The organism is Mycobacterium sp. NPDC051804 (assembly GCF_044452905.1).
In the GTDB taxonomy this organism is placed as follows: Bacteria; Actinomycetota; Actinomycetes; order Mycobacteriales; family Mycobacteriaceae; genus Mycobacterium.
The window spans coordinates 172550-198707 of sequence record NZ_JBITCD010000002.1 but is presented as its reverse complement, the minus strand read 5'-3'; the positions used below and the strand labels follow the sequence as shown (position 1 = coordinate 198707).

Below are 26158 nucleotides of genomic sequence, written 5' to 3'. Positions count from 1 at the left end.
GTCACAGCCCCAGCTGCTCCAGCGCGTCATCGAACTCCTCGAGCGCGACCTTCTCGCTCTTCCCATCGGCGATGGCCTGCTCGTAGATCGAGTACATCCGGGGGCCGTGGGGCGCGAAGCGTTCCGACCACTCCTGCGCGCCCCGTCGCCAGTAGCCCACCACATCCAATCGATCTGGTGTCCAGCCATATTCGTGGCGCAGCAACTTGCGGACCTGGCGCGCCTCGGATGCCTCGCCGGCGAACCAGCAGTATCCCAGTCCGGTCGGCGGACAATTCTGCGCGACTAAACGCGCCAGAACACTGTCGGTCAGACCGTTTCCGGTTCCGAACGAGGTGACGAGTCGTACCGCGGGATGCTTTGGTAGGTAGTCAAAGTCGTCCTCGTGGGGTAACTCCACGATTGCGACGGTGTCGCTGTGCGCATGCTGTTCGATGAGCCGTGCCAGCGCGGGCAGCCCGGCGACATCGGCGACGAGAACGTGTCGATCGGCGTCACGCGGGGGCCGAAACCAGGACTTGGCGTGGGCGAGCTCGACAGCGTCGCCGGTCGCGATGCCGGTTGCCCATCGTGTCCCCGGCGCATCGCCGTGCAGGACGACGTCCACGGTGATGCGACGGCCCGAGGGATCGTGTTCACGGACCGTGTAGGTCCGTGCCGTCGGAGCGGCCGCATCGGTTGCGGCGAAGTAGATTCCGATCGCTGCGTCGCCGAACCGGGGCAACTGCAAGAGGTCCAGTTCGGGCGCATGGATGACCACCCGCTGCATATTGCGCCCAAGTGGTGCCGACGTCACCACGAAGCCGGCGGTGACCGGGGCGGTCAATGCCGCTTGGACGGGGGCCAGGGAGGTTCGCCACAGAGCGCCAGCAGCGCGTTCTCGATCACTTCGGGCAGCGCGGGATGGATCCAGTACTGGCCGCGCGCCATGTCCTGTGCTCCCAAGTCGAAGTTCATGGCCTGGATCAACGGCTGAATCAGCGACGAAGCCTGGTGTCCCATGATGTGCGCGCCGACAATCAGGCCGCTGTCGTCGTCGACGATGATCTTCGCGATCCCTGTCGTGTCCTCCATGGCCCAGCCGTACGCGACGTCGCCGAAGTCCTGAATCTTGACCCTGATGTTCAAACCTTTTGCCCGCGCCTCGTTCTCGGTCAGACCGACGCTGGCGATCTGGGGATCGGTGAACACGGCCGAAGGTACGTTGCGATGGTCGGATGGCATGAGCGCGTCGGTGTCGTCCCAGTCCTGCAGGAGGTTGTGCTTCACCCGACGCGCTTCGTGGTTGGCCACGTGCTTGAGCTGATAATCCGACGACACGTCCCCGAGTGCGAACACGTTTCGTGCGGTGGTGCGCTGGAACTCGTCGACGACGACCTGTCCGCTGGAATTGACCTTGACACCGGCTAATTCCGCGTCGAGCCGGTCACCGTTGGGGACGCGCCCGGTCGCGACCAGCAGTGTGTCGCCCCGCACCTTCGTGCCGTCCGTGCACGTGATCTCGACACCGTCACCGACGTTGTGCGCGTCGGCCAGCTCATGGTGGTTACGCACCTCCCACTTCCTTGACGCGATGTCGGTGAATCGCATGGCGATATCGTCGTCGTGGCCACGCAGCAGAGTGCTGCCGCGGATCAAGAGCGTCACATGGCTGCCGAGCGACGAGAAGATGTGGGCGAACTCGCAGGCGATGAAGCCGCCGCCGATGATGATCAAATGCTCGGGCACGTCCGCGATCCGCATGATCGTGTCGCTGGTGTGGTAATCCACCCCGCACGCGGTGACGGCTTCAGGCGCGATGGCCCGTGAGCCCGCCGCGATCACCACTTGATCTGCCGTGAATTCGTCGCCGTCATCGGTGCGCAGCGCATAGCGGCCGTCGGGTTTCGTCGGGGCGAAGCGTGTGTGGCTTCCGAACACCTCCACGTTCGGCGAGGACCGTCGGTAGTTCTCGCCACCTTCTGCGATCGGATCGATGCGGCCGAACACGCGAGACACGATGTCTGCCCAGCGCACCCCGTCGAGGTGAGAGTCGACGCCGTATCGTGAAGACTCCCTTATCTGTTGGGCGACACCGGCGGAGTAGACGAACATCTTCGTCGGGATGCAGCCGACATTGAGGCAGGTTCCTCCGAACACGCTCTGCTCGCAGATGGCCACCCTCTTGTCGCTGTACCGCTCATCGAGAATCGAATTGCCCGAGCCGGTTCCGATGATCGCGATGTCGAAGTGAGTCATCTCGTCATTCCTCGTTCGGGTTGCGTTGTCGAGCCGGCGATGTGGGTGTCCAGCCAACGATCCAATTCGTCGTACGCCGCTTGGCGCGCCTCCGGAACGGACAGGAACACATCGTGCTTGGCGTCGGTGATCGGCACGATGGTGCTCCGGTTGCCGATACATCCGGCCCAGCGGGCGATCTGATCTACGTTCAGCACGGCATCGCCCCGCTGGATGACGTCGGGGTCGGCAACCTCGCGCACGCTGTGATCCGAACGCAGAATCAGGTTGGGCACGCCGACGTCGAGCCCGCGGTGCAGTTTGGCGTGCCCGCGCCGGATCGCGTGGATCCAGCCGAACGTGACGGGAAACCCGCCGATGGGTTTCCATTTGAGGTCGTAGTCGAATTCGCCCGAGTAGTCCCGGTGCAGCGTCGAGCCGTAACCACCCTCGGGCACCGGCGTACGCACCACAGTCATCTTGCGTACTCGTGACAGCGCCGCGATTGCCGCACCGGTGGGAGCCGCGCGCAGGAAGGCCGGGCCCTGCAGATCCAGCCAGGGGCTGTTCAGCACCAGGCCCTTGATGCGTTTGCGCGGTGTCAGGCCGTGACTGCGGATGCGGTCGAGGAACAAGGACACGACGAGGCCGCCCGCGGAGTGCCCGTAGACGAGCACGTCGGCCGACGTCTCGGTGTTGATCACGTCGAGCGCGTGGCTGAGCTCATGGTCGTAGCGGGTCAGGTCGGTGGTGAAGTGCGGCGTCTGGCCTTCACGCCACGATCGTCCACATTTGTGCAGATCGAGCGCGTAGAAGGCGAAACCCCGATCGGCGAAGTGATCCGCCAGCTCGGTGTGGAAGAAGTAGTCGGTGAATCCATGCACCACCAGTACGGCACGAGTGGCCGAGGGGTTGGCCTCGCCGCGGCGCACCAGCGTGGCGACAAGCTGGCCTTCGCCGTCGGGGTCGGGCCCCAACTCGAACGTCTGCTGCCGGTAACCAGCCAGCACATCCGGCGTCCACTCGGTCACCCCAGCGAGCTTAGTCGTGGCTTGCGGCCCACCTGGGCCAACGTAGGCACAGACCCGCGGGATAACCTGAAATGCACCGAGAAGACACGAACCGAGCGCAGAGGATGATCGATCGGGTGGCTGATTCGCAGGTTGCCGAGTCCGCAATAATTGAGGACCGAGTTGGGCCGGTGAGCGCCCGATGACGGTCGCGCTACGCCGAAGCTGGGCCAAGGACCTGGACGCCGCGACGCTGTACGAGCTGCTCAAACTGCGCGTCGAGGTGTTCGTCGTCGAACAGGCCACCCCCTATCCCGAACTGGACGGGCGGGATCTGCTGACCGAGACACGTCATTTCTGGCTCGAGGGATCAGACGGCGAGGTCATCTGCACGCTGCGGCTGATGGAAGAACATCCGGGGGGCCAGAAGGGCTTTCGCATCGGTCGCGTCTGCACCAAACGCGAGGCGCGCGGCCAGGGGCACACCACCCGATTGCTGCAGGCGGCACTCGCCGAGGTCGGCGATTATCCCTGCCGCATCGACGCGCAGACCTACCTCGAGGAGATGTACGCCCATCACGGATTTGTCCGCGACGGAGCGGAATTCCTCGACGACGGAGTCCCGCACGTCCCGATGGTCAAGTCATGACGACCTATCCGTTCAGCGCGCTCGTCGGCCACGACCGCCTGCGCCTGGCGCTGCTGTTGTGCGCAGTGCGCCCCGAGATCGGGGGTGTGCTGATCCGCGGCGAGAAGGGCACGGCGAAGTCGACCGCGGTGCGCGGACTGGCCAAGGTGCTCGCCGCGGTGGACGGTGCCGCGCTGGTCGAGTTGCCCATTGGTGCGACCGAGGATCGTGTCGTCGGCTCGATTGATCTACAGAAGGTGCTGCGCGACGGTGAGCACGCGTTCTCGCCCGGGCTGCTGGCTCGCGCGCACGGCGGCGTGCTCTATGTCGACGAGGTCAATCTGCTGCACGACCACCTCGTCGACGTACTTCTTGACGCGGCTGCGATGGGCCGTGTACACGTCGAGCGTGACGGCATCTCGCACAGCCACGATGCCCGTTTCGTGCTCGTCGGGACCATGAATCCCGAAGAGGGCGAACTACGCCCACAGTTGCTCGACCGCTTCGGGCTGACCGTCGACGTGCACGCATCCCGCGATGTCGACGTGCGGGTCGAGGTTGTCCGCCAGCGGATGGCATTCGAGGCGGACCCGGCCGGATTCGCCGAACGCTACGCCGCGGCCGACGCCGAACTGGTCGACCGCATCACCGCGGCGCGCGATCAAGTGAGCTCGGTGTCGTTGCCGGACAGCGAATTACGGCGGATAGCGGCCCTTTGCGCGGCGTTCGACGTCGACGGTATGCGTGCTGATCTGGTCGTTGCAAGGACGGCAGTAGCGCACGCCGCGTGGCGTGGCGCCGATACGGTCGCCGAGGAAGATGTTCGGGTGGCGGCCGAACTCGCGTTGCCGCACCGGAGACGCCGCGATCCATTCGACGATCCAGGTCTGGATCCCGAACGACTCGACGAGGCGATGCAACAGGCGGGGGAGTCCGCTGACCCAGACCCAGACCCAGACCCAGACCCAGACCCAGACCCGCCGGGTGGTGGCGAACTTCCGCCCAGCGACTCCTCTGACCAGCCTGTGACACAGCGCAATTCGAACTCGACCACCCGCCAAAGTGCGCCGCCGTCACCGGTGTTTCGTACCCGCGCACTGGTGGTTCCCGGGGTGGGTGACGGGGCGCCGGGACGCAGGTCACGGGCACGCAACCGCACCGGAACGGTTATCTCGTCGACCACCCACGCCGGCGAGGGTCACGGACTTCACGTATTCGGGACGCTGCTTGCCGCGGCCGAACGCCAGCGAGTGCCGGGGCGGCCACGGCCGAGTGTGGACGACGTGCGCCACGCCGTTCGCGAAGGACGCGAAGGCAATTTGGTGATTTTTGTCGTCGACGCGTCAGGGTCGATGGCCGCGCGCGACCGGATGTCGGCGGTCAGCGGTGCCGCGTTGTCACTGCTGCGCGATGCGTATCAACGGCGCGACAAGGTCGCCGTGATCACGTTCCGTCAATCCGATGCACGGCTGCTGCTGCCGCCGACCACGTCGGCGCACATCGCGAGTCGCCGGCTGGCCCGCTTCGACACCGGCGGCAAAACGCCACTGGCTAAAGGTCTCCTGGCCGCCCGCGATGTGGTGGTCCGGGAGAAGGCACGGGACCGGGCGCGCCGCAGTTTGGTCGTGGTGCTGACCGACGGCCGCGCCACCGGCGGGCCGGATCCGCTGGGACGCACCCGAGAAGCGGCCGCTCGACTGGTGGCCGAGGGTGCGGCCGCAGTGGTGATCGACTGCGAGACTTCCTATGTGCGACTGGATTTGGCCGAGCAGCTAGCCGGCCATCTGGGGGCTCCCACTGTGCGTCTGGCGCAGCTTCGCGCGGAGAGCTTGACCGACGTTGTCCGCACCGCCGCCTGATGGGCCCACAACGAAGTTAGGAGGAGTGAGCTATGCCTCAGGGTCAACCGGCCACCGTCCCCAACGACGGGCTGACCACCCGCGTTCGCCGCAACGCCCCGCTGCTCGCGGTGCACACCGGGGCGGGTAAGGGTAAGTCGACCGCCGCGTTCGGGATGGCGTTGCGGGCATGGAATCAGGGCTTTTCCGTCGCGGTGTTCCAGTTCGTCAAGAGTGCGAAGTGGAAGGTCGGCGAAGAGGCGGCGTTCGGTCAGCTGGGCCGGCTGCACGACGAGCACGGCGTCGGCGGCCCCGTCGAATGGCACAAGATGGGTGCGGGTTGGTCATGGTCGCGTAAGCACGGCAACGAGGACGACCATGCCGCCGCTGCGGCGGACGGCTGGGCGGAGATCACCAGACGGCTCGCCGACGAACGTCACGACTTCTATGTGCTCGATGAGTTCACCTATCCGCTGAAGTGGGGCTGGGTGGACGTCGACGAGGTGATCTCGGTGCTGGCGGGACGGCCAGGCACCCAGCACGTCGTCATCACCGGACGCGATGCCCCGCAGGCGCTGCTCGACGCGGCTGACCTCGTCACCGAGATGACCAAGGTCAAACACCCGATGGACGCCGGCCGCAAAGGCCAAAAAGGCATCGAATGGTGAGCCTCATTGCGCGTGGGCCCACGCGTCAGCTGCGGACGTGCGTGTCTGAGGGCGACGCGCCGCTTCGTTCCCCGACTTTGCGCACGCTCCCGAACATTTCAGCTCGCCAGAACGAGACCTCGGCGATCTCGTCCATCGCGTACGCCCCACCCGTGAGCGTGCGCAAACTCCCACTATTGCCCGGCGTGTTGCCCACAGACACGCACGCTCGCGAGAATCTCGAATGGTGAGTACGCCCGCTGTCGTCATTGCCGCACCGGCATCGGGCGGCGGAAAGACCACCGTGGCAACGGGTTTGATGGGCGCCCTGCGTCAAGCGGGTAACACGGTGGCGCCCTTCAAAGTCGGCCCGGACTTCATCGATCCCGGATATCACGCACTGGCCGCGCAGCGCCCAGGCCGCAACCTCGACCCGGTGCTAGTCGGCGAACATAGGATCGGCCCGTTGTACCGGCACGGCAGCGCCGGCGCCGACATCGCGGTCGTCGAGGGCGTGATGGGTTTGTTCGACGGCCGGATCGCCGATGGTTTCACCGGAATTGCCGAAGGATCCACCGCGCACGTCGCCGCCCTACTTGGCGCACCTGTGGTCCTGGTGGTCGACGGCCGTGGGCAGAGTCACAGTGCGGCGGCTCTGCTGCACGGCTTCTCAACGTTCGACGCGAAGATCCGCGTCGCCGGCGTCATCCTCAACCGCGTCGGATCGCCGCGCCACGAGGAGGTGCTGCGGCAGGCGTGTGAGCACGCCGGGCTGACGGTCTTCGGCGCCATCCCGCGAGTGGATGAGTTATCGGTTCCGTCAAGACATCTCGGCCTCGTGACCGCCGTCGAACACGGCGCCCAGGCCCGCGCCGCGGTGGAGGCGATGGTCGGCCACGTCGGCCGGCACGTCGACCTCGCCGGCATCACCCAGATCGCGGCCAGCCGAGTGACCGACGAACCATGGGATCCGGCGGCAGGCGGCCCTGTCGCCGACGGCGTGACGGTGGCGCTTGCCGCGGGTAAGGCGTTCAGCTTCGGCTACGCCGAACACCGTGAACTACTGCTGGGGGCCGGCGCCGACGTCGTGGAATTCGACCCGCTCACCGAACCGTTGCCACCGAATACGGCCGCGCTCGTCCTGCCCGGCGGTTTCCCCGAACAGTTCGGCACCGACCTGTCGGGCAATGAAGTTGTGCGGCAACAGATCAAGAGCCTCGCCGAATCCGGCGCACCGGTGCACGCCGAATGTGCGGGTCTGGCGTATCTGGTCGACGATCTCGACGGGCATCCGATGTGTGGCGCCCTGTCCGGATCGGCACACTTCACCGACCGCCTGACGCTGGGTTACCGCAACGCGGTCGCGGTGACCGAATCGCCACTGTACGAAATCGGCGACCGTACCGTGGGTCACGAGTTCCACCGCACCGCAGTGAAATTCGCCGAAGGCTATGCGCCCGCCTGGGTGTTCGGTGACTCCTCCGCCAACAGGACCAAGGACGGTGCGGTGCACTCCGGGGTGCACGCGAGCTACCTGCACACCCATCCGGCCGGACACCCGCAGGCGATATCCCGCTTCGTCGCCGCGGCGGAGTCGAGTTTCTACTCGAGCCACCGCAACCTCTAAGCTCGGCAGGTGACTGAGAACGCCTACCTCGTCGGCCTGCGCCTTGACGGCAGGAAGGTCGTCGTCGTCGGGGGCGGCACCGTGGCGCAGCGGCGACTCCCGCTGCTGGTGGCCAATGGCGCCGACGTGCACGTCATCTCCCGCAGCGCCACTCCGGCGGTCGAGGCTATGGACGGAATCACGTTGGAGCTCAGAGAGTTTCGTGACGGCGATCTCGACGGCGCCTGGTACGCAATCGCGGCGACCGACGATCCGGCCGTCAACGCCGCCGTCGTCGCCGAGGCCGAACGCAATCGGATCTTCTGCGTGCGGGCCGACGTGGCGGTCGAGGGCACCGCGGTGACCCCCGCGTCGTTCGAGTACGAAGGCCTGGCCGTCGGCGTGCTCGCCGCAGGCGACCACCGCCGGTCGGCGGCGATCCGGTCGGCCATTTACGAGGCCCTGCAGCAGGGGCTCATCGCGGGCGAGACACCCGGCGTCGTACCCGGCGGGGTGGCGCTGGTCGGCGGCGGACCCGGCGATCCCGAACTGATCACCGTGCGCGGCAGGCGCATGCTGGCCCAGGCCGACGTCGTCGTCGCCGACCGCCTCGCACCGCCGGAACTGCTGGCCGAACTCGCCCCGCACGTCGAGGTCATCGACGCCGCCAAGATCCCGTACGGGCGTGCCATGGCCCAGGACGCCATCAACGAGGTGCTCGTCGACCGGGCCAAGGCGGGCAAGTTCGTCGTGCGCCTCAAGGGCGGCGATCCGTTCGTGTTCGCGCGCGGCTACGAAGAGGTGATCGCGTGCGCCGACGCTGGGATTCCCGTCACAGTTGTGCCGGGTGTGACAAGTGCCATAGCTGTGCCCGCGCTGGCGGGCGTTCCCGTCACCCATCGCGGCGTCACACACGAGTTCGTGGTGGTCAGCGGCCACGTTGCACCTGACCATCCGGAATCGTTAGTGAATTGGAATGCGCTGGCCGCGATGTCCGGCACGATCGTGCTGCTGATGGCCGTCGAGCGCATCGAGCAGTTCGCGAAGGTGTTGTTGGAAGGCGGTCGACCTGCGGAAACGCCCGTCCTGGTCGTGCAACACGGCACCACCGCAGCGCAGCGCACGCTGCGAGCCACGCTCGGCGACGCTTCCGACCGGATCCGTGCAGACGGCGTTCGGCCCCCGGCGATCATCGTGATCGGCCCCGTGGCGGCCTTCGGCGGTTAAAGGATTCTTAAGATTACTGTAAGGTAACCCGTTATGACGGCTCTCAATGACGCAGAGCGGGCTGCCATGTACCGCGACGCCGAAGGCGGGGCAAACTGGTCGGCGCCGGTGCACGTGGGCGACGCGGTGAAGGGGCGAACCGGCAGGTACCCGGCTTGGCTACCGTCGCGGCGGTTCATCGCCGCCGTGATCGCGATCGGCGGCATGCAGCTGCTCGCCACCATGGACAGCACCGTCGCGATCGTCGCGCTTCCTAAGATTCAAGACGAGCTAAGCCTCTCCGATGCAGGTCGCAGCTGGGTTATCACCGCCTATGTCCTGACCTTCGGCGGGCTCATGCTGCTCGGTGGTCGCCTTGGCGATGTCATCGGGCGCAAGCGCACCTTCATCGTCGGTGTCGCGCTCTTCACCATCGCCTCGGTCCTGTGCGGTCTCGCGTGGAACGAGGCGACGCTGGTCACGGCCCGACTGCTGCAGGGCGTAGGCGCGGCGATCGCGTCGCCGACCGCGCTGGCGCTGATCGCGACCACGTTCCCGAAGGGACCCGCGCGCAACGCCGCGACGGCGATCTTCGCCGCGATGACGGGCATCGGATCGGTCATGGGTCTGATCGTGGGCGGCGCGCTGACCGAGGTGTCGTGGCGCTGGGCGTTCCTGATCAACATTCCGATCGGCTTGTTGATGATCCACCTGGCCCGCAGGACGCTGCGGGAGACGCACCGCGAGCGCCTGAAGCTGGACGCCACGGGCGCCATCCTGGCCACCCTGGGTTGCACCGCGGCGGTGTTCGCGTTCTCGATGGGGCCGGAGCAGGGCTGGGTATCGCCGGTGACCATCGGTTCCGGCCTGGCCGCCTGCGCGTTCCTGCTGGCGTTCGTCTACGTCGAGCGCACCGCCGAGAACCCCGTGATGCCGCTGGACCTGTTCAAGGACCGCAACCGCGTCGCGACGTTCGCGGCGGTGTTCCTGGCCGGCGGTGTCATGTTCACGCTGACCGTGCTGATCGGTCTGTACGTCCAGGACGTGATGGGCTACAGCGCATTACGCGCCGGTGTGGGCTTCATCCCGTTCGTGATCGCCCTGGGCATCGGCCTGGGTGTGTCGTCGGCGCTGGTGTCGTTGTTCCCGCCGCGAGTGCTGGTGATCGCCGGCGGTGTGCTGGTGCTCGGCGCGATGATCTACGGCTCCACGCTGGACGCCAACATCCCGTACTTCCCGAACCTGGTCATCCCGATCACCGTCGGCGGCTTCGGCATCGGCATGATCGTCGTCCCGCTCACCGTGTCGGCGATCGCCGGCGTCGGATTCGATCAGATCGGTCCGGTATCGGCGATCGCGCTGATGCTGCAAAACCTCGGCGGCCCGGTCGTACTCGCGGTGATCCAGGCGGTCATCACGTCGCGCACGCTGTATCTGGGCGGCACCAACGGGCCGGTCAAGGACATGGACGCCGCGCAGCTGCACGCCCTCGACCAGGGCTATACGTACGGCCTGCTGTGGGTCGCCGCGGTCGCGGTGATCGTCGGCGTCGTCTCTCTGTTCATCGGCTACACCGCCGCGCAGGTGGCGCACGCGCAGGAAGTCAAGGACGCGATCGACCAAGGAGAGCTTTAGCTCGACATCGGGCCGGAGTGAGCTTTCATCTTCGGCGCGATCGGTCACCCACAGCGGTTCCCACCACGCCGTAATCGCACTCGGTAGGCTGGCAATCCATGTCTGCGGTCGGCGGTTCCTCAGGGTCTAACCAGGGAATGTCGGACCGGGCCACCAAACCGCTGTCGTCATCGGTGCTGGGGCCGGCGATCATCGCGATCACCGGCATGCAGCTGATGTCGACCCTCGACGGCACGATCGTCATCGTCGCGCTTCCGCGGATGCAGGCCGACCTCGGCCTCTCCGACCCTGGCAAAAGCTGGGTCATCACCGCGTATGTGCTCGCGTTCGGTGGGTTGCTGCTGCTCGGCGGTCGCATCGGCGATGCCATCGGCCACAAGCGCGCATTCCTGTCCGGTGTCGGCGTATTCACGATCGCATCGCTGGTGTGCGGGCTGGCCACCGAAGGCGTCACGCTGATCATCGCCCGGGCGGTGCAGGGCACGGGTGCCGCGATCGCCGCGCCGACGGGTCTCGCCCTGATTGCGACGACGTATGCGGTCGGGCATGCCCGTAACCGCGCCATGGCCGTGTCGGCGGCCATGCAGGGCGTCGGATCGGTCCTGGGGTTGGTGCTCGGCGGCGCCTTGACCGTCATCTCGTGGCGATTGGCGTTCCTGATCAACATCCCGATCGGGATCGTGATCATCATCGTCGCGGTATTGAAGATCAACGAGACCCACCATGAACGCCTGAAACTCGACGTCACCGGCGCCATCCTGGCCACTTTGGGCTGCACGTCGGCGGTGCTGGTTTTCACGCAGGGCCCACCGCGCGGCTGGGTCGATCCGTGGGTGATCGGTGCGGGCGTCGCGTCGGCGGTCTTCTTCGTCGCGTTCCTGATCGTCGAGCGCACCGCGGACCACCCGATCGTGCCGTTTTCGGTGTTCGACAACCGCAACCGGGTGATGACGTTCATCTCGCTATTCCTCGCCGGCGGCGTCATGTTGACGCTGACGGTGATGATCGGGCTGCTCGTCCAGGACGTGCTGGGTTACTCGGCGCTGAAGGCGGGCATCGCGTTCCTGCCGTTCGCGGTTGCGTTCGGCGTCGGCAGCATCGTGGCGGCCAAACTCGCCCCGCACGTGGCGCCACGCTGGCTGCTCATCGGCGCGGGCCTGTTCGTGGTCGGCGCGATGCTGTTCGGTTCGACGTTGACGCGCGATATCCCGTATTTCCCTGATCTGTTCGGACCCATCGTCGTTGGTGGTTTCGGCATCGGCGCGATCGCGGTGATCCTGCCGTTGTGTGCGGTCGCCGAGGTGGGCCCGCGGGAGATCGGTCCGGTGTCGTCGATCACGCTGATGGTGCAGAACCTGGGCGGCCCAGTGGTGCTGGTTGTCATCCAGGCGGTGCAGACGTCGCGCACGCTGTACCTCGGCGGCACGACGGGTCCGGTCAAGGACATGACTCCCGCGCAGCTCGACGCACTGGGCTACGGCTATACGTACTCACTGCTCTGGGTCGCCGGGATCGCGGTGATCGTGGGCGTCACGGCCTTCTGGATCGGTTTCTCGGCGCGCCAGATCGCGGCCGCGCAGCACACCCGCGAGGCGGTGGAGGCGGGCGAGCTGTAGCGCGCCCGGTAAGTAAGGTTGTCGCTCGTGATCACCCGCATGTCCGAGCTGTTCCTGCGCACCCTGCGTGAAGATCCGGCCGACGCCGAGGTAGCCAGCCACAAGTTGCTGATCCGCGCAGGTTACGTCCGTCCGATCGGCCCGGGGCTGTACAGCTGGCTGCCCCTCGGGCTGCGGGTGCTGCGCAAAATCGAGGCCGTCGTCCGCGCCGAGATGAACAGCATCGGCGGTCAGGAAATCCTGTTCCCGGCGCTGCTGCCCAAGGCGCCGTACGAGGTCTCGAATCGCTGGACCGAATATGGCGACAGCGTCTTTCGGCTCCAGGACCGTCGGCGGAACGACTACATGCTGGGGCCCACCCACGAAGAGTTCTTCACGATGACGGTGAAGGGGGAGTACAGCAGCTACAAGGATTTCCCGCTGCTGCTGTTCCAAATCCAGACGAAGTACCGCGACGAGGCCCGCCCGCGGGCGGGCATCCTGCGCGGGCGCGAGTTCGTCATGAAGGACTCGTATTCGTTCGATGTCGACGACGATGGACTGCGGGCGCAGTACCAGGCGCACCGCGCTGCGTATCAGCGCATCTTCGACACACTGGGCGTCGAGTACGTGATCGTGTCGGCGGTGTCCGGAGCGATGGGCGGCAGTGCGTCCGAGGAGTTCCTGGCCGAAAGCGACATTGGCGAGGACACGTTCGTCCGCTGTGACGAATCGGGCTATGCCGCCAACGTCGAGGCGGTCACGACAGCTGCGCCGCAGGCGCTGCCGATCGAGGGTCAGCCCGAGGCGACGGTGTATGACACCCCGGACACCCCGACGATCGCCACGCTCGTCGACTGGGCCAATTCGGCGCTGGACCGTGAGGTGACCGCTGCGGACACGCTGAAGAACGTGCTGCTGAAAACTCGCGTCCCCGGTGGTGAGTGGGAGCTGTTGGCCGTCGGCGTGCCTGGCGATCGCGAGGTCGACGACAAGCGGCTGGGTGCCGCTTTGGAACCGGCCGAGTACGCGATGCTGGATGACGCGGATTTCGCCAAGCACCCGTTCCTGACGAAGGGCTATATCGGCCCGAAGGCGTTGTTGGCCAACAAGGTTCGCTTTCTCGTCGATCCGCGGGTGGTCGACGGTACGTCGTGGATCACCGGCGCCGACGAGCCGGGTAAGCACGTGGTCGGCCTGGTCGCCGGTCGGGATTTCGTCGCCGACGGCACCATTGAGGCGGCCGAGGTGCGTGACGGCGATCCGTCACCCGACGGCGCAGGCCCCCTGGTGTCGGCGCGCGGCATCGAGATCGGGCATATCTTCCAGTTGGGCCGCAAGTACACCGACGCGTTCGAGGCGGATGTGCTCGGCGAGAACGGCAAGCCGGTGCGGCTGACCATGGGGTCCTACGGCATCGGAGTGTCGCGACTGGTGGCCGTGATCGCCGAGCAGCACCACGACGAGCTCGGGCTGTGCTGGCCGGCGTCGGTGTCGCCGTTCGACGTCCACGTCGTCATCGCCAACAAGGACGACGCCGCCCGCGCCGGTGCGGAGGAGTTGGCCGCGGCGTTGAACGCACAAGGCCTAGAGCTGCTGCTCGATGACCGCAAGGCCTCACCCGGGATCAAGTTCAAGGACGCCGAGCTGCTCGGTGTCCCGTGGATCGTCGTCGTCGGCCGCGGCTGGACCGACGGCAAGGTGGAGCTGCGCAACCGGTTCACCGGTGAAAGCCGGGAAATCCCGATCGTCGGCGGCCTGGAGAGCACAGCAACCGACATCAAGGCGGCGCTGAGTTCCTGACGCGTGGGCCCAGCTCGCGGAGGAGCGAGCCGCGCTATTCGGAGCCGCCGGGGAACGCGACCGTGATCGGCGTCGTCCCCAGCACGCGGGTCCACCGCGCCGCCCGGACCGCACAATCCGTCAGCGCGCCGACCGCGAACGCGCGCTCCTCTTCGACGGTGGCCTGTTCGACGACGGCGCGCCACGCGACGGCGCTGTCCTCTTCCATGCGCACCGCGAGATTCGCCGCATCGGTGGGGTTGTCCACCTCCATCGGCAACTGGTAACCGGCCGCGGGCAGTGGCGCGTCCACCGTGCGGGCCTGCAGCATCGCCAGCGCCTGCTCGCGCTGCTTTCGGTGCGCGGCCATCGACGACGACACCAGGTAGTTCAGGTCGGGGATGGAATGCGCCGACACGATGCCATAGCCGTATATCGATGCCTGCGACACGGCGATTGCGTCGAACATGGCGGCATCGGCGGCATCCTGTGGCCGCGACGGGCTGGTCGGTTCGGCGGCCCGCGACGAGGTCGTGGTCGTGGGCGTGGGTTCGGGTGACGTCATTGCGCGCTCCCCGACGGAACCAACGCAACTTTGTAGGCGGCGGTGCATGCCGCGGCGATCGAGCCCAGCAGGCCGGCATGGTAACCCGACATCTTGGCTGCCAGTTCGGTTGCGCTGTTCGCGGACTGCGTCAGCGCGGCGATGACGTCTTTCACGGTCGGGGCCGCGGCGGGCGCCGCCGTCGTGCTGGTCGGCGTGGCGGTGGGCGCATCCGTCCCGCGCATTCTGACCAGCTCGTCGATCAAAGCCTGGGCATGTGCCGACCGCTCCGACGCAACAGCGTTCAGCGCCTCGACGATGCTGCCCTTCGCGGCGGCCGCGGCGTCGGTTGCCAATTGGCTGTCGGCGCGTGCCCGTTCGAGTTGGGCGGCCAGCTCGTCGACATCCGGGGGCGGTGTCGATGACCCACACGCAGCCACCGACACACCGAGCAGGGCCAACGCCGCTGTTCCGACCAGGACTCGCCGCCTGCTGACGGTCGGGTTCGGGTTCGGCACGTGCAACATCTTGCCATTGCAGTGAGCACCCACACCCACCGCGCTTTTGCCGGTTACCGCCGCGGCGCTGGCGTATCGTTGATAGACGGTTTCAGTGTCTTGGAAGATCTGATGCGATGTCGGATCGAAGACATGCCGAACCTGTGCCCGAACAATTCAAGATGAGGAGCTCGCCGTGACGGAGCGGTCTGCGGGATTACCTTCGCAGAAACAGGTCGTCGAGCTACTTGATGGTGAGTTCGCGCGCGCAGGCTACGACATCGAAGACGTCATCATCGACGCGACCGCACGTCCGCCCCGCATCACGGTGGTGGCCGACGGAGACGACGGACTGGATCTGGATTCGGCCGCCGCACTGTCCCGATCGGCATCCGAGCTGTTGGACCGTGTCGACGCCGACGCGACGCCCTATGTTCTCGAGGTCACCTCGCCAGGCGTGGACCGGCCGCTGACCACGGAGAAGCACTTTCGGCGCGCCCGCGGGCGCAAGGTCGAGCTGACGCTGTCCGATGGCGCCCAATTGACTGGCAGATTGGGTGAAACCAGAGATGGCACCGTGGCATTGGTGGTACGTAAAGGGCGCGGCACCGAACTGTCGGTCCGTGAGCTACCGATCGATCAGATCACCAAAGCGGTTGTACAGGTTGAGTTTTCACCTCCGAATAAGCACGAGTTGGAGCTGGCCGGACAATCTGGGAAGGGGGCCCCGCGGTGAACATCGACATGGCGGCATTGCACGCTATTGAGGCTGACAAAGGGATTTCGGTAGACGTTGTCGTCGAAACCATCAAGTCAGCGTTGCTGACGGCGTACCGCCACACCGAGGGGCACGAGGCTGACGCGCGCATCGAGATCGACCGGAAGACCGGCGTGGTCCAGGTGATGGCGCGGGAAACCGATGAGGACGGCAACGTCATCTCCGAATGGGACGACACACCAGAGGGTTTCGGCCGTATCGCAGCGACCACTGCGCGTCAGGTGATCCTGCAGCGGTTGCGCGACGCCGAGAACGAGAAGAACTACGGCGAGTTCTCCGCCCGTGAAGGCGACATCGTGGCCGGTGTCATCCAGCGCGATGCCCGCGCCAACGCGCGGGGCCTCGTCGTCGTGCGGATGGGCAGCGAGACCAAGGGATCCGAAGGAGTCATCCCCTCGGCCGAGCAGGTGCCGGGGGAGCGCTACGAACACGGCGACCGCCTGCGCTGCTACGTCGTCGGCGTCACCCGCGGCGCTCGCGAACCGTTGATCACCTTGTCGCGTACCCACCCCAATCTGGTGCGCAAGCTGTTCTCGCTGGAAGTCCCCGAGATCGCCGAAGGGTCGGTGGAGATCGTCGCGGTCGCCCGCGAGGCCGGCCATCGGTCCAAGATCGCGGTGACGTCAAGGGTGCCCGGGCTCAACGCCAAGGGCGCCTGCATCGGTCCGATGGGCCAGCGGGTGCGCAACGTGATGAGCGAGCTGTCCGGAGAGAAGATCGACATCATCGACTTCGACCCCGATCCGGCGAAGTTCGTGGCCAACGCGTTGTCGCCGGCCAAGGTGGTGTCGGTGAGCGTGATCGACGAGGCTGCCCGCGCCGCCCGTGTCGTCGTGCCGGACTTTCAGCTGTCGCTCGCGATCGGCAAGGAAGGGCAGAACGCCCGGCTCGCGGCCCGGCTCACGGGCTGGCGTATCGACATTCGCAGCGACGCGGAGGCTGTACCGGCTGGATGACCCGCTGGTGGCTCCGCGACTTATCGACGCGGATGGCCATTTAGGTGCATCGACCAGGTATGGCTAGACTGAACCGTGATCCAGCGCGAGACTCCGACCTCGCCGCACAAACGACCAGAAGGACCGGTCCGTACGTGCGTCGGCTGCCGGAAGCGAGAGCTGGCCGTCGAACTGCTTCGTGTAGTGGCTGTGGACCGCGGGAATGGCGAGTGCGCCGTGACCGTTGACACGGCGAGAAAACTGCCGGGGCGGGGTGCCTGGTTGCATCTCGATCCGCAGTGTCTAGACGCAGCAATCCGGCGGCGAGCATTCGTCCGAGCGTTACGGATCACCGGTTCACCGGACACCACCGCGGTGCAAGAGCACTTGAGCGCAGTTAGAGGCGCTGAAGTGGCCGCGCACCAAGGCAACAGAACAGGTAGCGAAGAACATGAGCACACCGTGAAGTCTCGATGACCATGCGTCATAGCTAACCCGAGGCGCGGCGCCTACCACCGCTGTCGCCTCCTAGACAGGAGATGTAGTGGCAGGTAAGGCCCGTGTACACGAGTTGGCCAAAGAACTCGGTGTCACCAGTAAGGAAGTTCTCGCCCGCCTGAGCGATCAGGGCGAATTCGTCAAATCCGCGTCCTCCACTGTGGAGGCCCCCGTCGCGCGCCGGTTGCGCGAATCGTTCGGTGGCGGCAAGCCCGCTGCGGACAAGGTTCCGGCAGCCGGCAATGGTTCTCCGGCCAGTTCGCCGGCCAAGCCTGCCGCGAAGACGACCGCGAAGCCCGGCGCACCCAAGCCGGCGGCGCCTGCGCCTCCGCCCGCGCCCGCCCCGCCCGCCGCGCCTGCGCCACCCCCGGCAGCCGCTGCGCCGCCGCAACCTGCGGCACCGCCGCCAGCGCCCCCGGCCCAGCCTGGTCCCACTCCAGGTGCGACGCCAGGTCCGCGGCCCGGCCCGGCGCCCAAGCCTGCCGCGAGGGCACCGCGCGTCGGCAACAACCCGTTCTCGTCCCAGACGCCGGTCGAGCGACCGGCTCCACGTCCGCAGGCCCCCCGTCCGGGCGCCCCGCGGCCAGGAGCTCCGCGGCCCGGCATGTCGCCGGGCAACATGCCCCCGCGTCCGGCCGGACCCCGGCCGGGTGTCGGCGCCGGCGGCGGTCGCCCAGGCGGGCCGCGGCCCGGTCCCGGTGGTCGTGGTCCCGGTGGCGGCGGTGGTCGTCCAGGTGGCCCCGGCGGAGGCGGCGGCGGCGGTAATTACCGCGGCGGTGGCGCCGGCGGTGGTGGCGGCGCTCCCGCAGGTGGCGGCGGCGGTTTCCGCGGTCGCCCCGGTGGCGGCGGTCGTCCCGGCCAGCGCGGTGGTGCGGCAGGTGCGTTCGGACGTCCCGGCGGCGCGCCCAAGCGCGGACGCAAGTCGAAGAGGGCGAAACGCGCCGAATACGAGAACATGCAGGCCCCCGTCGTCGGTGGCGTGCGGCTGCCGCACGGCAACGGCGAGGTCATCCGGCTGGCCCGCGGCGCATCGCTGGTGGACTTCGCCGAGAAGATCGACGCCAACCCGGCCTCGCTGGTGCAGGCGCTGTTCAACCTCGGCGAGATGGTCACCGCGACGCAGTCCGTCGGCGATGACACCCTCGAACTGCTCGGTAACGAGATGAACTACGTCGTGCAGGTCGTGTCCCCAGAGGACGAGGACCGCGAACTGCTGGAGTCGTTCGACCTCACCTACGGCGAGGACGAGGGCGGCGAGGACGATCTCGAGGTCCGGCCGCCGGTCGTCACGGTCATGGGTCACGTCGACCACGGCAAGACCCGACTGCTCGACACCATCCGTAACGCCAGCGTGCGTGAGGGCGAGGCCGGTGGCATCACCCAGCACATCGGTGCCTACCAGGTCGCCGTCGAGCACGACGGCAGCGAGCGGCCGATCACCTTCATCGACACCCCGGGCCACGAGGCGTTCACCGCCATGCGTGCCCGTGGCGCGAAGGCCACCGACATCGCGATCCTCGTGGTTGCGGCCGATGACGGCGTCATGCCGCAGACGGTGGAGGCCATCAACCACGCACAGGCGGCCGACGTGCCAATTGTGGTGGCGGTCAACAAGATCGACAAGGAGGGCGCCGACCCGTCCAAGATCCGGGCCCAGCTCACCGAGTACAACCTGGTGGCTGAGGACTTCGGCGGCGACACCATGTTCGTCGACATCTCGGCCAAGCAGGGCACCAACATCCAGGCGTTGCTCGAGGCGGTGCTGCTGACCGCAGACGCCGCACTCGACCTGCGGGCGAACCCCGATATGGAAGCCCAGGGTGTGGCCATCGAGGCGCATCTGGACCGCGGCCGCGGACCGGTAGCCACCGTGCTCATCCAGCGCGGCACGCTGCGCGTCGGTGACTCGATCGTGGCCGGCGACGCGTATGGCCGCGTTCGTCGCATGGTCGACGAGCACGGCGAAGACGTCGAAGAGGCACTGCCGTCACGCCCGGTGCAGGTCGTCGGGTTCACGTCGGTGCCCGGCGCCGGTGACAACCTGCTCGTCGTCGACGAGGACCGCATCGCCCGACAGATCGCCGACCGGCGCAGCGCGCGCAAGCGCAACGCACTGGCCGCGCGTACGCGCAAGCGGATCAGCCTGGACGATCTCGATGCAGCGTTGAAGGAGACGTCGCAGCTGAACTTGATCCTCAAGGGCGACAACTCCGGCACCGTGGAGGCGCTGGAAGAGGCCCTGCTGGGGATCGAGATCGACGACGAGGTCGAGCTGCGTGTCATCGACCGCGGCGTCGGCGGTGTCACCGAGACCAACGTCAACCTGGCGTCGGCTTCGGACGCGATCATCATCGGTTTCAACGTTCGTGCGGAGGGCAAGGCCACCGAGCTGGCCAACCGCGAGGGTGTCGATATCCGGTACTACTCGGTGATCTACCAGGCCATCGACGAGATCCAGAGCGCGCTCAAGGGCATGCTCAAGCCGGTCTACGAGGAGAAGGAACTCGGCCGCGCCGAGATCCGCGCGATCTTCCGTTCGTCGAAGGTCGGCAATATCGCCGGTTGCCTTGTCACCTCCGGGCTCATCCGACGCAACGCGAAGGCGCGACTGCTTCGCGACAACGTCGTGGTGGCCGAGACCGTCACGATCTCGTCGCTGCGACGGGAGAAGGACGACGTCACCGAGGTGCGCGATGGATACGAGTGTGGTCTCACGCTGACGTATTCCGACATCAAGGAAGGCGACGTCATCGAGGCGTACGAACTTGTCGAGAAGGAACGGGCGTGATGAGCCGCTCAGGCGAAGAACAGAGGACCTGAGTATGGCCGATCCGGCACGAGCGCGCCGGCTGGCCAAGCGCATATCCGAGATCGTCGCAACGGCAATCGAGTACGAGATCAAGGATCCCCGGCTGGCCGGCGTGACGATCACCGACTCCAAGGTGACGAACGACCTGCACGACGCCACGCTCTACTACACGGTGCTGGGCAACTCGCTGGAGGAGGAGCCCGACTACGCAGGCGTGGAGGCCGGCCTGTCGAAGGCGACGGGTGTGCTGCGCAGCAAGGTGGGGGCGGCGCTCGGCGTGCGCTTCACCCCCACCTTGGCGTTCGCGCGGGACACCGTGCCCGATGCGGCCAACCGGATGGAAGAACTGCTCGCTCGCGCCCGCGCCGCGGATGAGGATTTGGCGAGAGTTCGTGAAGGTGCCCAGCACGCCGGGGATGCGGACCCGTACCGTGTAGAAGGGGCGCTGGGAAGCGGTGGGGACCGAGACGACGAGTTCGACGCTGAGGACACCGGTGACCGCGATCGACAAATCGACTGACGTACCCACCACGGGCGACCGTGTAGATGCCCGCGGCGCAGCCGACCTGCTGGCCGCTGCGCACAGCGTCAGTGTGGTCTGTCATGTGTATCCAGACGCCGACACGTTGGGTGCCGGGCTGGCGCTCGCGCTGGTTCTCGACAATGCGGGCAAGGCCGTTGAGGTCAGCTTCGCGGCACCGGCTGAGCTGCCGGAATCACTTCAATCGCTGCCCGGTGCCCACCTGCTCGTCGAGCCCGACGCGATGCGCCGTGACGCCGATCTGGTGGTCACCGTCGACATCCCCAGCATCAACCGGCTCGGCGCACTGCGTGAACTGGCGGACTCCGATCGCGAGGTTCTGGTGATCGACCACCACGCCTCCAATCTGATGTTCGGCACCGCCAACTTCGTCGACCCCTCGGCCGATTCCACCACGATGCTGGTGGCCGAACTCCTCGACGCCTGGGGCAAGCCGATCGACCTCGGTGTTGCGCACTGTCTGTACGCAGGCCTGACCACCGACACCGGTTCATTCCGCTGGGCCAGCGCCCGCGCGCACCGGCTGGCCGCCCGGCTCGTCGAGCTCGGCGTCGACAACGCCTCCATCAGCCGGGCGCTACTCGACACCCACCCGTTCGCGTGGCTGCCGATGCTGTCGCGCGTGCTGTCGTCGGCGCAGCTGTTGCCCGACGCCGCAGACGGTCGTGGCCTGGTGTATGCCGTTGTGGGACACCCGGAATGGGAGAACGCACGGCCGGAGGAAGTCGAGAGCATCGTCGATATTGTGCGCACCACCCAGCAGGCCGAGGTGGCGGCTGTCTTCAAGGAGATCGAGCCAGGGCACTGGTCGGTGTCGATGCGCTCGAAGTCCTACGACTTGGCGACCCTGGCCAGCACGTTCGGTGGCGGTGGGCATCGGCAGGCGGCCGGTTATTCGGCGATTGGTTCTGCTGACGACGTCGTCCTTGCGCTGCGCGAGGCTCTTCGCTGACCTCGCCCGAACCCCCAGCTGTACCGACTGCCACCGGCCGCCGTATCGCCGGTCTCGCGCTACCCGCACTTGGCGTGCTGGCCGCGGAGCCGATCTATCTGCTGTTCGATATCGCCATCGTCGGCCGGCTGGGCGTCCTGCCGCTGGCCGGTTTGGCGATCGGCGGACTGATCCTGGCCACGCTCAGCTCCCAGATGACGTTTCTGTCCTACGGCACCACCGCACGCTCGGCACGGTTCTTCGGGGCAGGTGATCGCCGGGCGGCGCTCGGCGAGGGCCTCCAAGCGACCTGGCTGGCATTAGCGCTGGGCTGGCTGATCGTCGCGGTGGTTCAGGTCGCCGCCGTACCACTCGTCTCGGCGCTCGCGGCAGGCGGTGAGATCGCCGACGAAGCCCTGCCATGGGTTCGCATCGCGATTTTCGGAGTGCCCGCGATCCTCATCTCGGCGGCGGGTAACGGGTGGATGCGTGGCGTGCAGGATACGGTGCGGCCGCTGCGCTACGTCGTGACAGGGTTCGCGCTATCCGCGGTGCTCTGCCCGCTGCTGGTGTACGGCTGGCTCGGCATGCCGCGGCTCGAACTCGAGGGATCCGCTGTAGCGAACGTCGTTGGGCAGTGGCTCGCGGCGCTGCTTTTCCTGCGCGCCCTGATCGTCGAGCGGGTGTCGTTGCGGATCGACCCGGCGATCCTGCGGGCGCAGGTCGTGCTGGGACGCGATCTGCTGTTGCGCACCTTGGCTTTTCAGGCCTGCTTCGTGTCCGCGGGTGCCGTCGCGGCCAGGTTCGGTGCCGCGGCGGTCGCGGCGCATCAGGTGGTCCTGCAGCTGTGGAATTTTCTTGCCCTGGTGCTGGACTCACTCGCCATCGCCGCGCAGTCGCTGGTGGGTGCCGCGTTGGGCGCGGGTCAGCTGGCGCATGCGAAGTCGGTGGCGTGGCGGGTCACCATCTTCTCGACGCTCGCGTCCGCGGTGCTGGCCGGTGTGTTCGCGGTCGGCGCGTCGGTCTTCCCGAGCATCTTCACCAGTGACCGTTCGGTGCTCGACGCGATCGGCGTCCCGTGGTGGTTCATGGTCGCCCAATTGCCGATTGCCGGCATCGTTTTCGCACTGGACGGTGTGCTGCTGGGGGCCGGTGATGCCAAGTTCATGCGCAACGCCACGTTGGTCAGCGCGCTGGTCGGATTCCTGCCGTTGATCTGGCTGTCGTTGGGATTCGGCTGGGGTCTGCTCGGTATCTGGGCGGGTTTGTCGACGTTCATGGTGCTGCGACTCGTGTTCGTCGGTTGGCGGGCGTTCTCCGGGCGTTGGCTCGTGCCGGGCACTGGCTAAACTCCCTGCCATGAAACGGCTCGCGTTCGGCATCGCCGTCGTGGCCTCGGCAAGCCTCGTCGCGGCGCCGCCATCGACGGCGCAGGCGACCGTCGGAACCGCCGTCTACGTGCAGATCCGCCAGTCGTTCGAGCAGGTCGACGGCGACGACCAGTGCGTCGGCACGGCAGCGCTCGGGCCCGTTCGCCGCGGATCGTCGGTGGTGCTCTCCGACGGTGCTACCGCGATCGACCCACCCAAGGTCGCGGTCGGTCAGTTCTTCCGCTCGCGCCTGCGGGACGACATCTGCGAAGCGCTGTACATCACCAGCGCTCCGGTCCTGCCGTCGTTCAACGTCCAGTTCTCGGGTCCCGCTGGCGAGCTGAGTCCGACCTTCGGCCCCACTTCGTCCGAGCCCGTCACATATCAGCCGGGAATCGAACAGGTGGTCAAGGTCGACATCGACGTCCCACCCAGCCCCTGAATCATTCTGCTACGCGCGCGATCGCGGACCAGCCGTACGGATTGGTGCGTATCTCGATGCGTTCGAAACCCGCTGTGACCAAACGGGATTCCAGCGTCGACGGGTCGACGGGGTTGTAGGTGTCGCCTTCGTGATGCGCCTCGAGCTCGTCGCTGGCCAGACTGTCGCTGGCCACCAGCGCGGCGCCGGGCCGCAGCACACGGGCGACTTCGGTGAAGAGCCGGTCCTGCAACTCGATGGTCGGAACGTGATGCAGCATCGTGAAACACGCTGCGCCGGTGAAGCGTCCGTTCTCGTACGTCAACGCTGTCGCGTCGCCACGCACGATCTGGACACCGGGCTTGGCGGCGAAGCGGTCGGTCAGCATCGTCGCCAGTTGCTCGTCGATCTCCACCGACGTCAGTCGCGGCACGGTTTCGCTGAGCACGTCGGTGGTGGCCCCGTACCCGGGGCCGATCTCCAAAACGTCGTCACCCAAGTCGGTTTCGCCTAGCGCCCACGGCAAGATGACCTCGCGAATCATTTGGCGCCACTCGTCGCTGCCGCAACGCTCGTGCGCCTCGTTCACCGAACCTGCGCCCGTCCGCGTTCGAAGACGGCGGCGCGGTTGGCGGCGATGTCGTCGCCGCTGGCCGAGCGCATCCATTCGATCGCCGACTCGGCCTCGATCGCCAGACCCTCGGCCGTGCCCGCGTCGTCGATGCGGTGATACGACGCCAGCAGCGCGCGCACCGACTTCTGGTTGTTGCCGACGATCGACGCCGCGATCCGGCGTGCGGTGGGGATCAGCTCGTCGTGCGGCACGACCTCGGTGACCAGTCCGGCCCGGAGGGCCTCGGCGGCCGAGAGATAGTCACCGGTCATGCTCATGCGTCGGGCCATCCCGACACCGACTTTCTGCGGTAGCCGCACCGACAAGCCCCACGTCGGCAGCAGACCGACGCGGGCATGAGTGTCGGCGAACCGGGCGTTCTCCGAGGCGATCAGGATGTCGCAGTACAGCGCGAGCTCCAGCCCGCCCGTCACCGCGGCGCCGTTGATCGCGCCGATGACCGGCTTGGTCATCGACGGCCACTTCGGCGAGATATCGGGCAGTTCGGTGGTGTCGCCGAGTTCTTTCAGGTCCAGTCCCGCACAGAACACCGGATCGGTACCGGTGAAGATGACCACGTCGACGTCGTCAGCGCTCTCCGCATCCCGCAGCGCCTGGAAGAACCGGGTGCGCAGCGCCGCCGATAGGGCGTTGCGCGCCTGTGGACGGTTCAGCGTCAGCGTCCGCACCCGATCCTGGGTGTCGATCAGCAGGATGTCGGTGTTGTTGGGCTCTGTCATGGCTCGAACCTATCGTGGACTCATGTGCCGAAACATCACCGAGCTACGCGGCTTGGAGCCGGCGGCCACCGCGGAGGAAATCGAGGCGGCCTCACGTCAGTACGTCCGTAAGGTCAGCGGCATCACGCGGCCGTCCGGCCCAAACGTCGAGGCCTTCGAGGAGGCGGTCGCCGAAGTCACCGCCATCACGACGAGGCTGCTCGACGGGCTTGCGCCGCGACGTCAACCACCCAAGACCATTCCACCGCTGCGGCGTCCCGAGGTTCGGGCGCGCATCGAGGCCCGAGCCGCCGGCACCGGGTGACCGCGCAGATCCTTACCCAGCCCGCGCTCAAGGAGTGGAGTGCGGCGGTGCACGGCCTGCTCGATGGCAGGCAGACCGTGCTGCTGCGCAAGGGCGGCATTCACGAGAAGCGGTTCGCGCTCAACGCATCCCGCTTCCTGTTCTTCCCGACCGTCGCCCATAGCCATGCCGAACGGGTACGGCCCGAACACAGCGACCTGGTTGACGCAGCGGCAGCCGACAGCACCGACGATGAGGTCGTCCTGCGGGCCGGCGCGCAGGTCGTCGCCGCCATCGAGGTCGCCAGGCCTGACGCGCTCGACGAGATCGAGTCGTTGCACATCTGGACCGCCGCATCGGTGCGGGCCGATCGACTGGACTTCCGTCCCAAACACCGCCTCACCGTGTTGGTGGTGCAAGCCAGCGCCCTGCGGGAGCCGGTCCATCTGCCGCGTACGCCCGAGTACGCGGGCTGCAAGAGTTGGGTGCCGCTGCCCGTCGATCCGACCTGGGCGCCGCCGGTGCATTCCGACGAGGCGCTCGAGGATGTGGCCGCGCGAGTCCGCCGAGCCGTCGGCTGAGGTCGGTTTGTCGCAAAAGCTACGACGGACGTCTATTTGAATTAGCTATGAAGAACGCGACATGCGCGTGATCTCTCCCTAAATTGAATGTTGTGCGGAAAACACCGCAGCAATAATAGATAAGGGAGAAACGCAAATGAGCATCAACCCGCGAACTTTCGCAATGTTCATCGGTGCCGGCGCTGTCGCTGCCGCGATCGCGTCAGCGCCCGGCGCCGCGGCGGCAACCGTGACGAGCACGCACGACTCGGGTGGCAACACGACTATCCAGCGTCCTGGCCACGTGTCGATCCATACGACGCCGCCGCTGGTGTCGCTGCCGAAGGTGTGGGGGTCCCACTCATCGCCCCTGTATGTCCTGGGTGACTGACCACAATAAAGGTGGCAGGTGAAAGGGCTTCAGGGCCTATTTACCTGCCACCTTTTGTCGTTGGGATATGCGTTTCATATGAA

26 protein-coding genes are annotated in these 26158 nt (G+C 66.9%); 19 read left to right on the top strand and 7 right to left on the bottom strand.

What is annotated here, in order from left to right:
* Nucleotide 1 precedes the first annotated feature (1 nt).
* Genes ACIA48_RS06640 through ACIA48_RS06630 form a run of 3 tightly spaced genes read right to left on the bottom strand, consistent with a single transcriptional unit; the run spans nucleotide 2 to nucleotide 3248 of the window.
* Nucleotides 2–826 carry a siderophore-interacting protein gene (locus tag ACIA48_RS06640; protein ID WP_396728929.1) on the bottom strand — a complete coding sequence of 275 codons (825 nt, stop codon included), beginning with the start codon at nucleotides 824–826 and terminating at the stop codon, nucleotides 2–4.
* A complete protein-coding gene (gene mtr, locus ACIA48_RS06635) occupies nucleotides 823–2238 on the bottom strand; it encodes a mycothione reductase (RefSeq protein ID WP_396728927.1) in 1416 nt (471 codons plus the stop codon). Before mtr ends, ACIA48_RS06640 begins: the two co-directional genes overlap by 4 nt.
* Complete coding sequence (locus ACIA48_RS06630) at nucleotides 2235–3248, bottom strand: alpha/beta hydrolase (RefSeq protein WP_396728925.1); 1014 nt, start codon at nucleotides 3246–3248, stop codon at nucleotides 2235–2237. The genes mtr and ACIA48_RS06630 overlap by 4 nt, the downstream gene beginning before the upstream one ends.
* Nucleotides 3249–3429: 181 nt before the next feature.
* On the opposite strand from ACIA48_RS06630, the gene ACIA48_RS06625 reads away from it, so the two are divergent.
* From ACIA48_RS06625 to ACIA48_RS06590, 8 genes are all read left to right on the top strand, one after another.
* A complete protein-coding gene (locus ACIA48_RS06625) occupies nucleotides 3430–3876 on the top strand; it encodes a GNAT family N-acetyltransferase (protein ID WP_396728923.1) in 447 nt (148 codons plus the stop codon).
* A complete protein-coding gene (locus ACIA48_RS06620; RefSeq protein ID WP_396728920.1) occupies nucleotides 3873–5714 on the top strand; it encodes a magnesium chelatase subunit D family protein in 1842 nt (613 codons plus the stop codon). The genes ACIA48_RS06625 and ACIA48_RS06620 overlap by 4 nt, the downstream gene beginning before the upstream one ends.
* A gap of 32 nt (nucleotides 5715–5746) precedes the next feature.
* Nucleotides 5747–6361 carry a cob(I)yrinic acid a,c-diamide adenosyltransferase gene (gene cobO / locus ACIA48_RS06615; protein ID WP_396728918.1) on the top strand — a complete coding sequence of 205 codons (615 nt, stop codon included), beginning with the start codon at nucleotides 5747–5749 and terminating at the stop codon, nucleotides 6359–6361.
* A 226-nt stretch (nucleotides 6362–6587) separates the two neighbouring features.
* The gene (locus ACIA48_RS06610) at nucleotides 6588–7967 is read left to right on the top strand and encodes a cobyrinate a,c-diamide synthase (RefSeq protein ID WP_396728915.1); all 1380 of its coding nucleotides are present in this window, start codon (nucleotides 6588–6590) and stop codon (nucleotides 7965–7967) included.
* Nucleotides 7968–7976: 9 nt separating this feature from the next.
* Nucleotides 7977–9173: a uroporphyrinogen-III C-methyltransferase gene (gene cobA / locus ACIA48_RS06605; protein WP_396728913.1), complete on the top strand. Its 1197-nt coding sequence runs from the start codon at nucleotides 7977–7979 to the stop codon at nucleotides 9171–9173.
* Between the two features lie 33 nt (nucleotides 9174–9206).
* On the top strand, nucleotides 9207–10787 hold the full coding sequence (locus ACIA48_RS06600) for an MFS transporter (protein ID WP_396728910.1): 1581 nt from the start codon (nucleotides 9207–9209) through the stop codon (nucleotides 10785–10787).
* A gap of 137 nt (nucleotides 10788–10924) precedes the next feature.
* Complete coding sequence (locus tag ACIA48_RS06595; protein WP_396730656.1) at nucleotides 10925–12403, top strand: MFS transporter; 1479 nt, start codon at nucleotides 10925–10927, stop codon at nucleotides 12401–12403.
* Between the two features lie 27 nt (nucleotides 12404–12430).
* Nucleotides 12431–14185, top strand: a complete 1755-nt coding sequence (locus ACIA48_RS06590) for a proline--tRNA ligase (protein WP_396728908.1) — start codon at nucleotides 12431–12433, stop codon at nucleotides 14183–14185.
* A gap of 34 nt (nucleotides 14186–14219) precedes the next feature.
* Here ACIA48_RS06590 and ACIA48_RS06585 read toward each other — a convergent pair whose 3' ends face one another.
* A complete protein-coding gene (locus ACIA48_RS06585) occupies nucleotides 14220–14729 on the bottom strand; it encodes a ferritin-like domain-containing protein (protein ID WP_396728906.1) in 510 nt (169 codons plus the stop codon).
* Nucleotides 14726–15235 (bottom strand): hypothetical protein, encoded by a 510-nt coding sequence (locus ACIA48_RS06580; RefSeq protein ID WP_396728904.1) that lies wholly within the window; start codon nucleotides 15233–15235, stop codon nucleotides 14726–14728. The genes ACIA48_RS06585 and ACIA48_RS06580 overlap by 4 nt, the downstream gene beginning before the upstream one ends.
* A 166-nt stretch (nucleotides 15236–15401) precedes the next feature.
* On the opposite strand from ACIA48_RS06580, the gene rimP reads away from it, so the two are divergent.
* From rimP to ACIA48_RS06540, 8 genes are all read left to right on the top strand, one after another.
* Entirely contained in the window at nucleotides 15402–15941 is a 540-nt protein-coding gene (gene rimP, locus ACIA48_RS06575; RefSeq protein ID WP_396728902.1) for a ribosome maturation factor RimP, read from the top strand.
* Nucleotides 15938–16939: a transcription termination factor NusA gene (nusA, locus tag ACIA48_RS06570; RefSeq protein WP_396728900.1), complete on the top strand. Its 1002-nt coding sequence runs from the start codon at nucleotides 15938–15940 to the stop codon at nucleotides 16937–16939. Before rimP ends, nusA begins: the two co-directional genes overlap by 4 nt.
* A 75-nt stretch (nucleotides 16940–17014) precedes the next feature.
* A complete protein-coding gene (locus ACIA48_RS06565; RefSeq protein ID WP_396728898.1) occupies nucleotides 17015–17395 on the top strand; it encodes a YlxR family protein in 381 nt (126 codons plus the stop codon).
* A gap of 67 nt (nucleotides 17396–17462) precedes the next feature.
* Nucleotides 17463–20204 carry a translation initiation factor IF-2 gene (infB, locus tag ACIA48_RS06560; RefSeq protein ID WP_396728896.1) on the top strand — a complete coding sequence of 914 codons (2742 nt, stop codon included), beginning with the start codon at nucleotides 17463–17465 and terminating at the stop codon, nucleotides 20202–20204.
* Nucleotides 20205–20238: 34 nt separating this feature from the next.
* On the top strand, nucleotides 20239–20745 hold the full coding sequence (gene rbfA, locus ACIA48_RS06555; protein WP_396728894.1) for a 30S ribosome-binding factor RbfA: 507 nt from the start codon (nucleotides 20239–20241) through the stop codon (nucleotides 20743–20745).
* Entirely contained in the window at nucleotides 20720–21718 is a 999-nt protein-coding gene (locus ACIA48_RS06550) for a bifunctional oligoribonuclease/PAP phosphatase NrnA (protein WP_396728892.1), read from the top strand. The genes rbfA and ACIA48_RS06550 overlap by 26 nt, the downstream gene beginning before the upstream one ends.
* On the top strand, nucleotides 21715–23046 hold the full coding sequence (locus ACIA48_RS06545; RefSeq protein WP_396730654.1) for an MATE family efflux transporter: 1332 nt from the start codon (nucleotides 21715–21717) through the stop codon (nucleotides 23044–23046). Before ACIA48_RS06550 ends, ACIA48_RS06545 begins: the two co-directional genes overlap by 4 nt.
* A gap of 10 nt (nucleotides 23047–23056) precedes the next feature.
* Nucleotides 23057–23509, top strand: a complete 453-nt coding sequence (locus ACIA48_RS06540) for a hypothetical protein (protein WP_396728890.1) — start codon at nucleotides 23057–23059, stop codon at nucleotides 23507–23509.
* 1 nt (nucleotide 23510) lies between these two features.
* Here the strand turns inward: ACIA48_RS06540 and ACIA48_RS06535 are convergent, their stop codons facing one another.
* On the bottom strand, nucleotides 23511–24077 hold the full coding sequence (locus ACIA48_RS06535) for a class I SAM-dependent methyltransferase (protein ID WP_396728888.1): 567 nt from the start codon (nucleotides 24075–24077) through the stop codon (nucleotides 23511–23513).
* Entirely contained in the window at nucleotides 24074–24841 is a 768-nt protein-coding gene (locus ACIA48_RS06530) for an enoyl-CoA hydratase (protein WP_396728886.1), read from the bottom strand. The genes ACIA48_RS06535 and ACIA48_RS06530 overlap by 4 nt, the downstream gene beginning before the upstream one ends.
* Before the next feature lie 22 nt (nucleotides 24842–24863).
* On the opposite strand from ACIA48_RS06530, the gene ACIA48_RS06525 reads away from it, so the two are divergent.
* From ACIA48_RS06525 to ACIA48_RS06515, 3 genes are all read left to right on the top strand, one after another.
* The gene (locus tag ACIA48_RS06525; protein WP_396728884.1) at nucleotides 24864–25145 is read left to right on the top strand and encodes a DUF2277 domain-containing protein; all 282 of its coding nucleotides are present in this window, start codon (nucleotides 24864–24866) and stop codon (nucleotides 25143–25145) included.
* 8 nt (nucleotides 25146–25153) lie between these two features.
* Nucleotides 25154–25705, top strand: a complete 552-nt coding sequence (locus tag ACIA48_RS06520; protein WP_396730652.1) for a DUF1802 family protein — start codon at nucleotides 25154–25156, stop codon at nucleotides 25703–25705.
* A gap of 136 nt (nucleotides 25706–25841) precedes the next feature.
* A complete protein-coding gene (locus ACIA48_RS06515) occupies nucleotides 25842–26075 on the top strand; it encodes a hypothetical protein (RefSeq protein ID WP_396728882.1) in 234 nt (77 codons plus the stop codon).
* Nucleotides 26076–26158 lie beyond the last annotated feature (83 nt).